The sequence below is a fragment of the Bifidobacterium aesculapii genome, from assembly GCF_001417815.1.
GTDB lineage: Bacteria > Actinomycetota > Actinomycetes > Actinomycetales > Bifidobacteriaceae > Bifidobacterium > Bifidobacterium aesculapii.
In genome coordinates, this window is sequence record NZ_BCFK01000035.1 from 1 (window position 1) to 13,407 (window position 13,407).

At 62.2% G+C, this 13,407-nt stretch carries 11 protein-coding genes and 2 pseudogenes; 8 read left to right on the forward strand and 5 right to left on the reverse strand.

Features of this window, described 5'->3' with window-relative positions:
- Window positions 1–30: 30 nt before the first annotated feature.
- The gene (locus BFAL_RS05315; RefSeq protein ID WP_055427393.1) at window positions 31–921 is read right to left on the reverse strand and encodes a transporter substrate-binding domain-containing protein; all 891 of its coding nucleotides are present in this window, start codon (window positions 919–921) and stop codon (window positions 31–33) included.
- Window positions 922–1,006: 85 nt separating this feature from the next.
- Window positions 1,007–1,699, reverse strand: a complete 693-nt coding sequence (locus tag BFAL_RS05320; RefSeq protein WP_055427394.1) for an amino acid ABC transporter ATP-binding protein — start codon at window positions 1,697–1,699, stop codon at window positions 1,007–1,009.
- A gap of 750 nt (window positions 1,700–2,449) precedes the next feature.
- Here BFAL_RS05320 and BFAL_RS05325 point away from each other — a divergent pair.
- The 7 genes from BFAL_RS05325 to BFAL_RS05345 all read left to right on the forward strand — a co-directional run bounded on the left by BFAL_RS05325 (window position 2,450) and on the right by BFAL_RS05345 (window position 8,960).
- Window positions 2,450–4,066 carry an ABC transporter substrate-binding protein gene (locus tag BFAL_RS05325; RefSeq protein WP_055427395.1) on the forward strand — a complete coding sequence of 539 codons (1,617 nt, stop codon included), beginning with the start codon at window positions 2,450–2,452 and terminating at the stop codon, window positions 4,064–4,066.
- Window positions 4,067–4,127: 61 nt separating this feature from the next.
- Window positions 4,128–5,096, forward strand: a complete 969-nt coding sequence (locus BFAL_RS05330; protein WP_152973549.1) for an ABC transporter permease — start codon at window positions 4,128–4,130, stop codon at window positions 5,094–5,096.
- A 3-nt stretch (window positions 5,097–5,099) separates the two neighbouring features.
- Window positions 5,100–5,747, forward strand: coding sequence for an ABC transporter permease (locus tag BFAL_RS05335; RefSeq protein WP_055427397.1), 648 nt, complete (start codon window positions 5,100–5,102; stop codon window positions 5,745–5,747).
- Between the two features lie 33 nt (window positions 5,748–5,780).
- A complete protein-coding gene (locus tag BFAL_RS11715) occupies window positions 5,781–5,912 on the forward strand; it encodes a hypothetical protein (protein ID WP_269082765.1) in 132 nt (43 codons plus the stop codon).
- A 24-nt stretch (window positions 5,913–5,936) separates the two neighbouring features.
- Window positions 5,937–6,824 (forward strand): ABC transporter ATP-binding protein, encoded by an 888-nt coding sequence (locus BFAL_RS10650; RefSeq protein ID WP_082440390.1) that lies wholly within the window; start codon window positions 5,937–5,939, stop codon window positions 6,822–6,824.
- On the forward strand, window positions 6,817–7,599 hold the full coding sequence (locus BFAL_RS05340) for an ABC transporter ATP-binding protein (RefSeq protein ID WP_160319037.1): 783 nt from the start codon (window positions 6,817–6,819) through the stop codon (window positions 7,597–7,599). Before BFAL_RS10650 ends, BFAL_RS05340 begins: the two co-directional genes overlap by 8 nt.
- Before the next feature lie 62 nt (window positions 7,600–7,661).
- Window positions 7,662–8,960 (forward strand): acyl-CoA thioester hydrolase/BAAT C-terminal domain-containing protein, encoded by a 1,299-nt coding sequence (locus BFAL_RS05345; protein WP_055427398.1) that lies wholly within the window; start codon window positions 7,662–7,664, stop codon window positions 8,958–8,960.
- A 43-nt stretch (window positions 8,961–9,003) separates the two neighbouring features.
- Here BFAL_RS05345 and BFAL_RS05350 read toward each other — a convergent pair whose 3' ends face one another.
- From BFAL_RS05350 to BFAL_RS11565, 3 genes and pseudogenes are all read right to left on the reverse strand, one after another.
- Window positions 9,004–10,416 (reverse strand): ATP-binding protein, encoded by a 1,413-nt coding sequence (locus BFAL_RS05350; protein ID WP_236691678.1) that lies wholly within the window; start codon window positions 10,414–10,416, stop codon window positions 9,004–9,006.
- A 107-nt stretch (window positions 10,417–10,523) separates the two neighbouring features.
- A pseudogene (locus tag BFAL_RS10975) lies at window positions 10,524–10,625 on the reverse strand (alpha/beta hydrolase); the annotation flags it as partial.
- A 269-nt stretch (window positions 10,626–10,894) separates the two neighbouring features.
- A pseudogene (locus tag BFAL_RS11565) lies at window positions 10,895–11,413 on the reverse strand (AAA family ATPase); the annotation flags it as partial.
- A 485-nt stretch (window positions 11,414–11,898) separates the two neighbouring features.
- On the opposite strand from BFAL_RS11565, the gene BFAL_RS05360 reads away from it, so the two are divergent.
- Window positions 11,899–13,398: an FAD-binding oxidoreductase gene (locus tag BFAL_RS05360; RefSeq protein WP_082440391.1), complete on the forward strand. Its 1,500-nt coding sequence runs from the start codon at window positions 11,899–11,901 to the stop codon at window positions 13,396–13,398.
- Window positions 13,399–13,407 lie beyond the last annotated feature (9 nt).

Sequence of the window (13,407 nt, forward strand, 5' to 3'; positions counted from 1 at the left end):
ATGCCGGACACCTACCGACGGACCGGAACGTCACTGCTGGGCGGTGGCCTGCGTGTCGTACTTGAAGACGTCCTCGCCGTAGTTCTTCTCGGACAGCTCCTTCAGTTTGCCGGCCTTCTTGATCTTGGTGATGGACTTGTTGAGTTCCTTGAAGAACTCGGGCTGTTTCTTGGAGACGAGGAAGTACTGCTGGTCGACCTCCACCGGCTCGGTGGCGCGGAAGTCCACGCCGAGGCTCTTCTTGATGGCGTTCACGTCGAAGCTCTGCTCGGGCTCGATGATCGCGTCGTACTTCTTGTCGACGAGACCCTGGAAGTTCTGGGCCATGGTCACGTTGTCCTGGTGGGTGACGGTGATGGCCTTGTCCGGGTTGGCCGCGTTGTACTTGGTGACGAGCTTGTTCACGCCGCCGTCCGGGGAGATCGGGGCGACCTTCTTGTCGTGCAGGTCGTCGAGCGACTTGATGTCCTTCTCGCTGGGCAGCGTGTAGATCTTCATCAGCGAGATGCCGGTCGTCTCGTCCGGAATCAGGTACTTCTTCACGCGTTCGTCGGTCTTGAAGTAGCCGCCGGTGATGAGCGCGTACTTGCCGGAGTCGATGCCCACGGTCTCCGCGTCGTCGGCGACCGCCTCGTAGGTGAACTTGTAGTCCTTGAGGTCCTCGTCGATGGCCTTGAGCACGTCGACCTCGTAACCGGCGAGCTGGCCGTTGTCGTCGGTGTAGCTCAGCGGCTTGGAGTTCGCGGCCACTGCGATGCTGATGGTCTTCGCGTTCGCGTCGTCGCCGGAGCCGGAGCTGGACGCTGCGGAGTTGCCGCAGGCGGCGAGCGAGACGAGCGTGGCGGCGGAGCAGACGAGCGCGACGGCCTTGCGGATCGCCGGGGCGCTCAGACGGAGCGGCGTGTGGTTGATGTGCGACATGATGTTCCCCTCTCTTGCCATGTGGTTGCGTGTATGGCACGTGGTTGCCCGCGCGGGTGCGGCGCGGCGGTGGATGCGGCGCGTGTCAGCGTCCGGCGATGAACTCGTCGACGCTGCTCAACGGGCGCAGCGTGCCGTTGAGCTCGTAGACGTCCGCGTCGAGACGGCGGGCGAAGTCGATGTCGTGGGTGACCACGACGTTGGCGATGCCCTTGTTCTCAAGATCGCGGATCGTCTGGCAGACCTCGCCGACCAGCGCGTGATCGAGCGCGGAGGTCGGCTCGTCGAACAGCACGGCCTTGGGTTTGGCGGCCAGCGCCCTGGCGATGGACACGCGCTGCTTCTCGCCGCCGGACAGTTCGCGCGGCATGGAATTGAACTTCTCTCCCAATCGCAGCTGTTCGAGGTTGGTCTTCGCCAGCCTTTCGGCCTCGTCGCGCTTGAGCCCATGGACGAGCCGAAGCGGTTCGACGATGTTCTCCAACACGGTGCGGTGGTTGAACAGCGGATAGGTCTGGAACACGGTGGCGATGGTGCGACGCAGCCATGCCACGTCGGCGGCCTTGGCGGATCCGGCCTCCACCGTGCGCCCGTCCAACGAGACGCTGCCCTTGGCCGGAGGCTTGAGGAACGTGATGTTCTTCAACAGCGTGGACTTGCCCACGCCGGAAGGCCCCAGAATGACGGCGGTCCTGCCGGCCTCCACCTCAAGATTCACCCCATCGAGGATGGTGCGCCCCTTGATGCCGTAGCCGATCGAACGCAGTTGCAAGGCCATTGGTCCCCGTCTCTTTCGTGAAAATCTCGTTGCATGGATGTGCCGGCGGTTTGTGGCCGCCGGCATCGTCCCATGCGTTTCCCCAACCGTTCGCGCGTGGTGACGCGAACTGCGCCTCAATATACGGGTTTGCCCATGCGGAAATGCGTCGGAACCTATAGGCGCTGTTTATACGCGGCTATCGAGGCCGTGGCGCGTATGCGTTGCGGCGCTTCGGTTCGCGGCCATAGGGATAGTCGATGACGAGCCATAGTGAAATCGGGTAGCCGCGCGCAGGCGGGGGCTGCGCCGGTCGCGTATATTGGCTATCAACGCCGTTTTGGCGACGTTCACGAATTGGGGGACACCGATGTTGGGGACGCTGATCAGGATTCTCGGATTGGACTACCAGCCCGTCGCGCGGGATCCGCGGTCGGGGGCGGAAGGGGCCGGATGCTCCGATGTCTCCCGGTCTCTTCCGCGCTCCGAACGGTCTGGTTGTTCCGAACGGTCCGGCCACCCCGATGCGCCGGTGTTCATGCCATTGGGCCCGGGCAGCATGTCCCAGCCCATCATCATCCGCACCATGCGGCCGTGACCGCTCGCCGATTCGCGTGAGGTCGGTCGCGTCTTCGGGGGAATAGGCGCCCGACGAATCAATTGGGGGAATACAAGCCGGCGTCGCGTCGGTCAGTTCGCTGCCGTCGCTTACGTAACGGCGTTCCATATATGAGCCTGCTTACCCGCTCATGCAACCAGAAGGGGAATCATATGAAGACACGAAGGACGATCGCCGCGATAGCGGGATTGGTGCTCACCTCGCTGCTCGTGGCCGGATGCGGCTCGACGGGCGCGGGTGATGGAGATGCCTCAGGCTCCGTCGGAAGCGACGCCTCATCCATTCAGAAAGGCGGCACCCTGATTTGGGGCTCTCGTAGCGAACCCGGCAACGGTGGCCTTGACCCGTATGTGGCATCGGTCTACCGCTCGACGGCGGTATTGGCGCTCACCTATGAGACGCTGGTGGTCAAGAACGATTCAGGCAAACTCGAGCCGGCGCTCGCCACCAAGTGGGAACAGCCCGATCCCACCACCTACCGGTTCACGATCCGCGATGGCGTGAAGTTCTCCGACGGGTCCGCGCTGACCATCGACGATGTGGTGTGGTCGTTCAAACACCACAAGGAGGTCAACGGGGCGGGCGACGAGGCGCTTGCCAATCTCAAGGACATCAAGGCCGTGGACGACCACACCGTCGAATTCACGTTCACCGAGGCGGTCCCAAGCTTCCTCAACCTCATCTCACGCAGGACCGGCGGCTACTTCATCGTCAAGCAGAGCTGGTATGAACAGGCGGACTCGAAGACCCGACAGACGCAGACCGTGGGCACAGGTCCGTTCACCGTCGAGGAATGGAACCACGGTGTGGACCTGAAACTCGCCAAGAACACGCATTACTGGGAGAAGGGCGTGCCCTACCTCGACGGCATCGATTTCAAGGTCACCGGTGGTGATGAGCAGACGCTGCTTTCGCTGGTGCAGCAGGGCAGTGTCGACGCCGCATGGTTCTGGGACTCCGAGCTCGCCGCGCAGGCCCAGAACGCGGGATTCACCAAGGGTAAGGACCAGTTCACTTCGGCGCGTTCCATCTGGATTGATCCGAACTACGGTAATGGTGCATTGAAGGATGTGCGCGTCCGCCGCGCCATCTCCGAGGCCATCGACCGCGAGCAGCTCATCAAGCTCGGAGCCAACGGCGAAGGCGCGCTGTCGTTCGCCACACCGCCGGCCTTCAACGAACTTGCGAAGCCGAACGATTCGACGCCCTACTACAAGTACGATCCGGATGACGCCAAGAAGCTGCTCAAGCAGGCCGGTGCCGACAATCTGACCATCAGCATCACCTACGGCAGCGACGCCTCGTCGCAGACCGACGTGGCCATCCTGCAGCTCATCGCTAAGCAGCTCTCCAAGGTCGGTGTGAACCTGAAGCTTAATGGCGTGCCGTACTCCGAGGTGCAGAACGTGTTCACCACCGGTGCCGACTTCCCCTCGGAGCTGGTCTGGGTGGTCGGCACGAAGGGTGCCGATGCGGCATCCAGCTATCATTCCTGGCTGGATGACTCCGGCAAGGTGTCGCATTGGCAGGGCAACGCCGACGCCGAGAAGGCGAAGTCCATCCTCGCCCAGGCCCGCAAGGAGACGGACGCCACCAAACGCGCCAAGCAGCTCGATCAGCTCAATACCGAAGTGGCGGACAAGGTGCTGATTCTCAACCCGTTGGCAACGCCGCTCAACACCCAGCTGTGGTCGAGCAAGGTTCATGGCTTCTCCACCGATTCCGAAGACGCCCGCGCCAATCTCAAGTACACCTGGATCGAGCACTGATCCGCATCGGGCACGGCCGTCATGGCCGTGCCCTCGGTGAAAAACGCATAGGGAGGTTCCGTTGCCGTCTGCATTCCGCGCATATGGGCGTTATGCCGTGCGTAAGCTCGGTTCGACAGTGTTCGTGCTGGTCGTGCTCTCGCTGATCGTGTTCCTGATGGTGCGTCTGGTACCGGGCGACCCATTGGCCGGCTACTACGATACGCAGGGCATACCCAGTGATACGAAGATAGCCGCTTTGCGCGCCCAACTGGGGTTGGACAAGCCTTGGCCCGTCCAGTATGCCAGTTGGTTCGGCGCACTGTTGCACGGTGACTTCGGCGACTCCCTGACCCAGCCGTACAGTGTTGGATCGCAGATAGCCAAACGACTGCCCTACAGCATCGAGCTGTCCGTCCTTTCGACGCTGATCGCTCTAGCCATCGCCATTCCGTTCGGGTTGGTCGCCGGTCGCAGGGAAGGCGCATGGCAGGATGCCGTCATCAGAGCATGCTCGTTCTTCGCGATCGCCATGCCGAGCTTCGTGATTGGCCTTGCCATTGTGCTTACGAACTCGCGCACGCTGCGGTTGCGTCTCGTCGGCGCCGTGTCGTTCGCCCAGGATCCGTTCGATAATCTGCGTCTCATGTTGGCGCCCGCCTTGGTGCTGGCGTTCCCGTTCGCGGCGGAACTCATCCGGTATCTGCGCGCCAACGTCATCGAGGATCTCAAACGTCCGTATGCGGTCACGTTGCGTGCGAAGGGTCTGACCCGTGGCCAGATGGTGTCGGGACATAGCCTCAGAAACTCGCTCATACCGTTGAGCACCGTGGTGGGCCTGCATCTCGCCGCGCTCGTCGGGGGAACGGTCGTCATCGAGAACGTGTTCTCGATTCCCGGCATGGGGCAGTTCCTCATCCAGTCCATCAACGCGGCCGACTATCCCAGCGTGCAGGGTGCCGTGTTCGTGATTGGAGTGATTTTCATCGCGATGAACCTCGTCATCGAACTCCTGTACCCCGTCATCAATCCGCGGATTGGGGAGGTGTGATAAATGCGGTCGTCATCGAAACATGTCCGCAACCTTTCCCTGTGGATCGGGCTGGGCATACTGGTGGTCGTGTTCGCGTTGTCCGTGTGGGCCAACGTCGCGCCGCCGTTCGACCCTTATGATTCGGTCGGCGGCCGATTGGAGTCGCCCAACGCCGTCCATTGGTTCGGCACGGACAATATCGGCCGTGACGTCTTCACCCGCGTCATGCAATCCGGTCTGTTGGGATTGGGCACTTCGGCGTCCGCCGCGGTGAGCGCCGAAATCATCGGCGTGGTCATCGCCGCGGCCGCCATCAGCGGCGGTCGTGCCGTCCAAGAGCTCATCATGCGTTTCGCTGACGCGTTCCTCGCCATCCCGGGCATCCTCATCGTCCTGCTGCTGCGTGTGGTGCTGGGGGCAGGGACGGTCCAGCTCATCATCGCCATGGTCGTGCTCTATGTGCCATCCGTGATTCGTGTGGCCAGAGGCGCGATGATCGAGGTCAACACCAGCGACTTCGTCGTGCTCGCACGTCAGCAGGGCGTGAGCCGTGCGCGCATCATGTTCCTGTACCTCATCCCCAACGCGTATCCGACCCTGCTCGTGCAAGTGGCTAACATCGCCTCGCGCATCATCGTGCTCGAAGCGGCGCTCAGCTACCTTGGTTAGGGCATTCAGCCTCCGGTACCCTCCGCCGGAAGGATGCTCTACGAGAATCAGGTATACATGCAGCCCGCACCGTTCCTGCTGGTGGCGCCGGCGCTGATCATCTTCGCGCTCGCCACCGGGTGGAACCTGCTCGCCGACGGTCTGCAGCGCAAACTGGCCGTGTGACGGGACGGCGGGAAGGAGTCTTATATGAGTGATCGGCATGACGTCGTCTCGGCATCGGGGTTGAACATCGCCTATACGGGAGCCGGCGGATTCGCTCTGCGCGACATCGACTTCACCATCCGTGCGGGGGAGATCCATGGTATCGTCGGGGAATCCGGAAGCGGCAAGAGCACGCTGGGATTGAGCCTTCTCGGCTTGCTGCCCGAGAACGCCCGGCTTTCCGCCAGCGTCTTCAGCATCGCCGGCCATGACATGGCTGCGGCCCATGAGCATGACTGGATTCCGATACGCAGAGGTGTGGGAAGCATGGTGTTCCAGGAGCCGTCCTCGGCGCTCGACCCCACATTGCCTGTGGGCAGGCAGATCGAAGAGTCGCTGAAACTCGCCGGCTGGCCTCGTGATCAGCGTCGGGCCCGCGCGATCCAGATCCTCGACAGGGTGCACATCCCCGAACCGGAGCGTCGGGCGGACATGTACCCGCATCAGTTGTCCGGAGGGCAGCGGCAGCGCGTGTGCATCGCGATGGCGCTCGCGCCTAGGCCCACGTTCCTCATCGCCGATGAGCCCACGAGCGCGCTCGATGTCACCGTTCAGCATGAGATTTTGGACTTGTTCCGGGAGATCCGCAGGGTTACCGACATCGGCATCGCATTCATCTCCCATGATCTGGCGGTCGTCTCGCAGATTGCGGATCGCGTCACTGTGCTGTATCGCGGCGGTCTCGTGCAGCATGGCACAGTGCATGATGTGCTTGCGAACCATCCGGAACCCTACACGCAAGCGTTGCTTCGTGCCGTGCCATCGGTGCGGGACAGGCCGAAATCCCCGTTCGACATCGGCCAGGGCGGTGCATGGTCGTCCGTGCGGCCGCACGAAACCGACGATGGAACGAAGGAGGTCTCCCATGGGTGAGGCATTATCGGATGGCCGCATTCTGCTGAGCCTGGACCATATCAGCAAATCCTACCGAGGCAGGGGAGGCTACCGTGTCCAGGCGTTGGACGATGTCTCTTTGGATGTCGCGAAAGGCGCGACTACCGCCATCGTGGGTGAATCAGGCTCGGGGAAATCCACACTCAGCCGGATCGCCCTGCGTATCGAGCATGAGGATTCGGGGGATGTGCGGTTCCACGGCGAACGGCTTGCCTACTCCCGTGGCCGCGGGGTCGCGGGAAAGGTGCAGGCGGTTTTCCAGGACCCTTACGGGTCGCTCAATCCGCGGTTCACTATCCGGCGCTCCATGTTGGAACCGCTGCACGTCATCGGCGTGGACGGCGACGAGGCGGAACGGCGCATTCGTGACGCGCTGTCATTCGTCAAACTGCCGCAGGACAGTCTGGACCGTTACCCCGACCAGTTCTCAGGAGGGCAACGGCAGCGCATCTGCATCGCGCGCGCCATCGCTCCTGACCCGGAACTGATTGTGCTCGATGAGCCCACTTCCGCATTGGACGTCATCGTCCAAGCCGAGATCATCAACCTGCTGTTGAGATTGCAACAGGAGCGGGGAGTGGCCTATTTGTACATCTCGCATGATTTGGCGACCGTACGGCATATCGCCGATGCAATCGCCGTCATGCACTCCGGTCGAATCGTCGAGCAGGGGGACGCCACGACGATCATCGACGACCCGCAGGAGGCGTACACGCGCCAACTGCTCAATTCCATTCCAGACATCCGGCTCTGACGGATGCCGTACTCCGACATCACACCGATATCGGTGCCAACAACAATAGAAGGGGAACCATCATGACCATCGACATCACGCCGCGCGACGCGCTCATCAGCACTCCGCGCCGCATAGTCATCTCCGATTACGAACCGAACACAATCATCGTAGTGGACGCGCGCACCGAGCGGGCGCACGGCGCATGGTCGAGCCGCAACTACTATCTGACCGGTCTCGACGGCACAGTCGATCTCGATACGACCGCACCGGTCTGGGGTGACGGGGACGCCAAGGGCTATGACACGCCCCTATGGTCGCAAAGCCCGGAAGAGGGCGTGGCGAACGGATCGTTCTCCGCTTCCCCCGACCAGCCGCTCATCACCACGTTGACTGTCTCCACACTGCAGGGGGAAAGCGAGACGGCGACGTTTACGCAGCGGTTTCTCACCGACGGTGTGCGTAGGACCGTGCTGTCCGGCGAGATCGAAGGCCATCTGTACACGCCCGCGACACAAGGTCCATACCCGACGGTGTTGCTGCTCAACGGTTCCGACGGTGGCTTCTCGGACCATCGCGCCGCCCTGTACGCCAGCGTGGGCATCCAGACGCTGACGTTGGCGTACTTCAATGCGGAGCATCTGTCGCCATGGATTTCCGAAACGCATATCGAATACTTCGAAAAGGGCTTCGATTACCTGCACTCCTTGGGGACGGCGTTGAACGATCGCGTCATCGTCTCCGGACAGTCCCGTGGCGGTGAACTGACGCTGCTGCTCGCTTCTCTGCTGCCTGACAAGATCTTCGGAGCGGTGGCGTACACACCCGGTGCGTTCGTGCACAGCGCGCAGACCTCCAAGGCACCCGAGGCGGACTGGAAGGATCCGGCGTGGATTCGCGGCGGCGAGGCGTTGCCGAACCTGTTCCACGACAACCCGTATGTGGAAGGCAACCCGTTCCTGCACAACGTGCCCCGCTATGAGGACCATAACGGGCGCAACACGGTGTTCATCGACGCGCAGCGCTCGCGGGAGCACGTCGAACGCGCCAGGATCCATGTCGAGAACATCAATGGCCCGGTGCTGCTGGTCTCCGGTACCAATGACAAGGTGTGGCCGGCCTCGTTCGCGTCCCGGTACGTGAAGAACCAGCTCGAGGCGGCCGGGCACCCCTATGAGGTGACCCATCTCGACTATGTGGGTGCCGGACATTCGATCGGCTTGCCCACGGTGCCCCGCGTGCTCACCTCGGCGCACCCCGTCTCAGGCACAGTCTCTTATTCCGGCGGCACCGCTCTGGGCAACGCGCTCGCCTCGGATGATGCGTTCGACAAGACCGTCGACTTCATCTACCGCGCCGCGTTGACGCCTCTCGCCGCATAGGGGGTCACCGCATAGCGGGGAATACGGCGGTTTCGCCGGCGGCTCAGTCGGTCATATCGGCGAATGCGACCAGTTGTATGGTGGGGTCGTTTTCGGCCATGCGCTTGAGGTTGTCGGTGAATCCGCTTTTGGAGAACAGGATGTAGTGCCGGTCGGGATAGGGCAGCAGTTCGCTGCGATGCCGGAGGGTGTGGTATTCGGTCTCGCCGACGGGGTCGTTGCGCCATTTGCATTCGCAGAAGACGGCTTTGTCCGGAGCATCTCCGGTGGCGATGATGTCGATTTCCTCCTGCTGATGGGTTTCCGGGTCGGAACCCCACCAGCGTCCGGCCTGCAGGATGGGGTATGGAAGCTGGTCGTAGCCGCGGCCCCACAGCCATTGCGTGCTGATGTCCTCGAATACCTGCCCCATGAACCGGGGCAGGTCGTCCATGATTCGGGAGGCTACCGAATCGAGACGGCGTGCCTGCAGCGCCGACATGCTGCGCGGGATGTAGCGGTACCAGAAACGGAAGAACGGATCCTTGACCCTGTACAGGGGCCGTCGGTGGTTCTTCGTGCCGAAAGGGGTCTCCTTCTCCAGAATCCCCAAGTCGATCAGGTTCGTCAGATAGGTCTGCGCCTGGCCGGTGGGCATGCGGCTGGCGGAGGCGATGTCGCTCATGCGGGATGCCCCCGTGGCGATGTTGCTGATCATTTCGTTGTATTCGGCGGGTTTGCGCACCTCCTGTTGCAGCAGCATGTATGGTTCGTCGAACAGGTTGCACGAGGGGGAGAGCATGTTGTCCCTGATCGTCGTTTGGATATCGTCGGTCGGTGTGAGCCATTCAAGGTATTGTGCGACGCCGCCGGTCAGTCCGTATGCGATTGCGGAATGCTCTTTGGCGAGTGTGCCGGTGTATTCGCGTGTCTCGTCGAAGGTGAACGGCATAAGGCGTATGGATCCGGTGCGGCGGCCGTACAGCGGACTCTTGTAGTCGAGCACCTGCCGTTCCATGAATGACATGCTTGAGCCGCACAGGATGATCATCAGGTGGCTGTCGTCCTTGTGCCGGTCGATGGCGTGCTGCAGCACCGACGATACCGAGCGGTCTGCTTGGGCGAGGAACGGGTATTCGTCGATGACCCACACCAGGCGCTTGTTCCGCGACATGGCGAACACGGATTCGACGGCGCTTTGGAAGTCCTGGTAGATGGGGGCGTCGGCGTCGAATCCATTACCGTTGCGATAAGCGGAGATGGCGCCGCTGAGCGTGGCGAGATTGCCCTGTATGGTGGCTTCGAGTGCGGAGAAGAAGATGGCGGGCTTGTCCGCGAGGAAATGGTTGATGAGCGTGGTCTTGCCGATGCGACGTCTGCCGTATACGACGATGCACTCGAATCGGTCGGAATCGTATGCGCGCTGGAGTTGAGCCAGTTCCGCGCCGCGCCCTATGAACATGGATGACTTGGACATGGATGATCCGCCTTCAACTTCAGCATTTATTTGCAATATCGTACTTTAGTATATCGTACTAAACTTAAAGTGCGATTCGCTGCGTGCGCGGGCTAGGCGTGCGCGGGCTAGGCGCGCTCGCGGATGAATGTGAAAATCGCGTCCAGCACCTCGCGGCTCCAGAAGTCCTGTTCGTGTTCGGCGCCGTCCACGAGCACGAGGCGGGCGTCATGGTTCCTCCTCGATGCCTGTCATGTCTTTGCGTCTTTACATCTTTACGCGGTTCCCGGCTTGCCGCCGTCAGTCCCGCCTGGTCTGCGATCTTGTTCTGCTTGGTGGCTCCGGCTCCTATGGCGTTCATCACCGAGTTGTAGGTGGCGGGGTCGCGCAGCTCCTGGTGCATGAGCATCAGAGGCTCTTCATACAGCAGCCCGCTGGTGTCGAACAGCAGCTCCTCCACGTTCTGTTCATAGGTCAGCGACGGCTGCACCTGCTTGAGATAATAGGGGGTTCCGCCGAACGTGGCGTAATACCGCACGGCGTCCTCGGGCGTGACGTCCGGCAGCATGAGGGCCGCGTCGAACGCGTCGAACGCGGCCAGTCGCAACTGGCCGGTACTTCGTCCGTACAGTGGACTTTTGTACCCGAGCAGCTCGCTTTCCATGAATCCTTCGTTGCTGCCGCACAGCACCAGCATCAGGTTCGTGTCATTGAAGCCATGGTCTATGGCGATCTGCAGCGTCGAAGGGAGCGATGCATCGCTCATCGCGGCGTACGGGAATTCGTCGAAGATGAGCAGCATCGGTTTCGACGTCTGCCCGCGCAGGCGTTCCGCGATGAAATCAAAGGCGTCCTGCCAGAGGGTGAACGCGGGCAGTGAGGCCGGCATGCTGAAGAACTCGTATATCTTCCGGGAGAAGTCCCTCAGATTCGCGATTGCGGTCTGCTGTCTCGCGGTGAAGTACAGGGTCCTCTTGCCCGAAGAGAACTCGTCCAGCAGTGCGGTTTTCCCGATGCGGCCGTATCCGTATTGCCGTGGTTGTGTTTCATGTTCGTGTGGTTGCGGTCGTGCGGTTGCAGTTGTGCGGCTATGCCGGCGCCGTCATGTTCGTGTCGTCATGGCGGTGCTTTGTCTGTTGCCATGGCCGTGCTGTCATGCGCATTGTCGCCGTTCATCCATGAACGCGGTATGATGCGCCACGCATTCGCCGCCGTCGGCAGGCGATTGGATTGCCGTCACCAGAAACGCCGCATAGAGATTGGTGACCTTCACGCCGCTGCCGCTCCGGCACGGGCGACGCCGCGGCCTCGTTCCGAATCTGCGCGATGGTCTTGCTGCTGGTCATATCTACCGGATAATCGTGGCGTGGGAATCCGGGGCCCGTAAGAGCCCATAAGAGATTGCTATAGCCGCCCGGCCGGTCTGCGTGCGCCGTTCCGCTATGGTCGTGCACAACCGCATGGGATGGGGCCCATGCGACGAATGATCAGGGGGGAAACATCATGACATCAGTCGTACCTGTAGACGCGATACCTACGGCGGAAGCTTCCGTGCCTTCCGCGTCGGTGGCGCCCGCACCGCGCGTGCAAGGTATGGACGCGGCAGGGGAGGCCGAAACCATCGTGGACTCCGACGCCAGGAGCGAGTTTCTGGACGCGGCGTTGCACGCTCTCGGAAGCCGTGTCGTCGTTACCGAAGTGGAACGGATCCGGGAGTTGTTGGCATCCCACCATCACGCCTTCAGCCGGGAGCAGGAGCCGTTCGCCGTGCTCCTGCCCGGTTCAGCCCATGAGGTGAGCATCATCCTGAGGCTGGCGAACGAACGGCGCATCGCCGTGTTCACACGCGGCACAGGTACCGGTCTCGGCGGCCTGTCCACCATTGACAGGCCGGGCGTATTGCTGCTCACCGACCGGCTGAATCGCATCCGTTGCATCAATCCGCTCGGACATTACGCGGTCGTGGAGGCGGGCGTCGTCAACGCGCGCATCAACGAAGCCGCGGCCCAATACGGACTGTGGTATGCGCCCGATCCGGTCAGCCGTGACCGCTCCACCATCGGCGGCAACGTGGCGACCAACGCGGGTGGCATCAACTGCGCGAAATACGGGGTGACTCGCGACTCGGTGCTGTCATTGACCGTAGTGCTGCCCGACGGGCGCATCATCGAGACAGGAAGACCGACCATGAAGAACGTGGCCGGATTCGATCTCACTTCGCTGTTCACCGGATCGGAAGGGTTGCTCGGCGTGGTCGTCGCCGTGACGGTGCGCCTTCTGCCCATCCCGCAGGGGTCGTCTCGGATTGTCGTGTTCGCCTCTGGCCTGGACAGAGTCGGCGATGCGTTGGACGCGGCCCTTGCGGCTCCTGTGCGTCCGGCCTCGATGGAGCTTATGTCCGCACCGCCTGACGCCGCCGATCTCGATATATTCGGCGAGACCGCGCAGGGCGCGCGCTGGCTCATCGAAATCACCACGGACGGCTCGGCGGCGATACGGGAGGCGGATGTGCTGCAGGAGGCACTGCGCAAGACCGGGGTCACGGCGATCAGGGCGACGGATGCCCAATCGGAAGAGTTCCTCGGCCTGCGCAAAGCAGGCAAGGCGTTCCCGCGTGGCAAGGCGTGGATGGCGGGCAGTGACGTGGCGGTTCCGTTGGATCATCTGTCCGATTTCCTCCGCAATCTCGGGCGGTGGGCGAACGATGCGCACGCCCGGCTGACCGTGCTTGCGCATCTGGCCGACGGCAATACGCACACCGGATTCATCCTGCCGAAACGCTCCTCGGACGAAACGATGCCGCCGGCGTTGGTGGAGGCGAATCGTCGCCTGTTCGACTATGTGCTCGCCAACGGCGGCACGATCACTGGTGAGCACGGCATCGGGCTGGAGCTCAAGGACCGTCTGCCAGGGCAGGTCGGCGAAGACAATCTCGCCCTCCAACGCGCCATCAAACGGACTATTGACCCACACGGCATCCTTAACCCCGGCAAGTGGGTGTGACCATGAGTG

Bases quoted from the DNA above. Each gene is read 5' to 3' on its own strand.
- BFAL_RS05360 (WP_082440391.1), top strand. From the start codon at position 11,899: ATGACATCAGTCGTACCTGTAGACGCGATACCTACGGCGGAAGCTTCC.
- BFAL_RS11715 (WP_269082765.1), top strand. From the start codon at position 5,781: ATGCTCTACGAGAATCAGGTATACATGCAGCCCGCACCGTTCCTGCTG.
- BFAL_RS05315 (WP_055427393.1), bottom strand. From the start codon at position 921: ATGTCGCACATCAACCACACGCCGCTCCGTCTGAGCGCCCCGGCGATC.
- BFAL_RS10650 (WP_082440390.1), top strand. From the start codon at position 5,937: ATGAGTGATCGGCATGACGTCGTCTCGGCATCGGGGTTGAACATCGCC.
- BFAL_RS05320 (WP_055427394.1), bottom strand. From the start codon at position 1,699: ATGGCCTTGCAACTGCGTTCGATCGGCTACGGCATCAAGGGGCGCACC.
- BFAL_RS05340 (WP_160319037.1), top strand. From the start codon at position 6,817: ATGGGTGAGGCATTATCGGATGGCCGCATTCTGCTGAGCCTGGACCAT.
- BFAL_RS05350 (WP_236691678.1), bottom strand. From the start codon at position 10,416: ATGTCCAAGTCATCCATGTTCATAGGGCGCGGCGCGGAACTGGCTCAA.
- BFAL_RS05325 (WP_055427395.1), top strand. From the start codon at position 2,450: ATGAAGACACGAAGGACGATCGCCGCGATAGCGGGATTGGTGCTCACC.
- BFAL_RS05345 (WP_055427398.1), top strand. From the start codon at position 7,662: ATGACCATCGACATCACGCCGCGCGACGCGCTCATCAGCACTCCGCGC.
- BFAL_RS05335 (WP_055427397.1), top strand. From the start codon at position 5,100: ATGCGGTCGTCATCGAAACATGTCCGCAACCTTTCCCTGTGGATCGGG.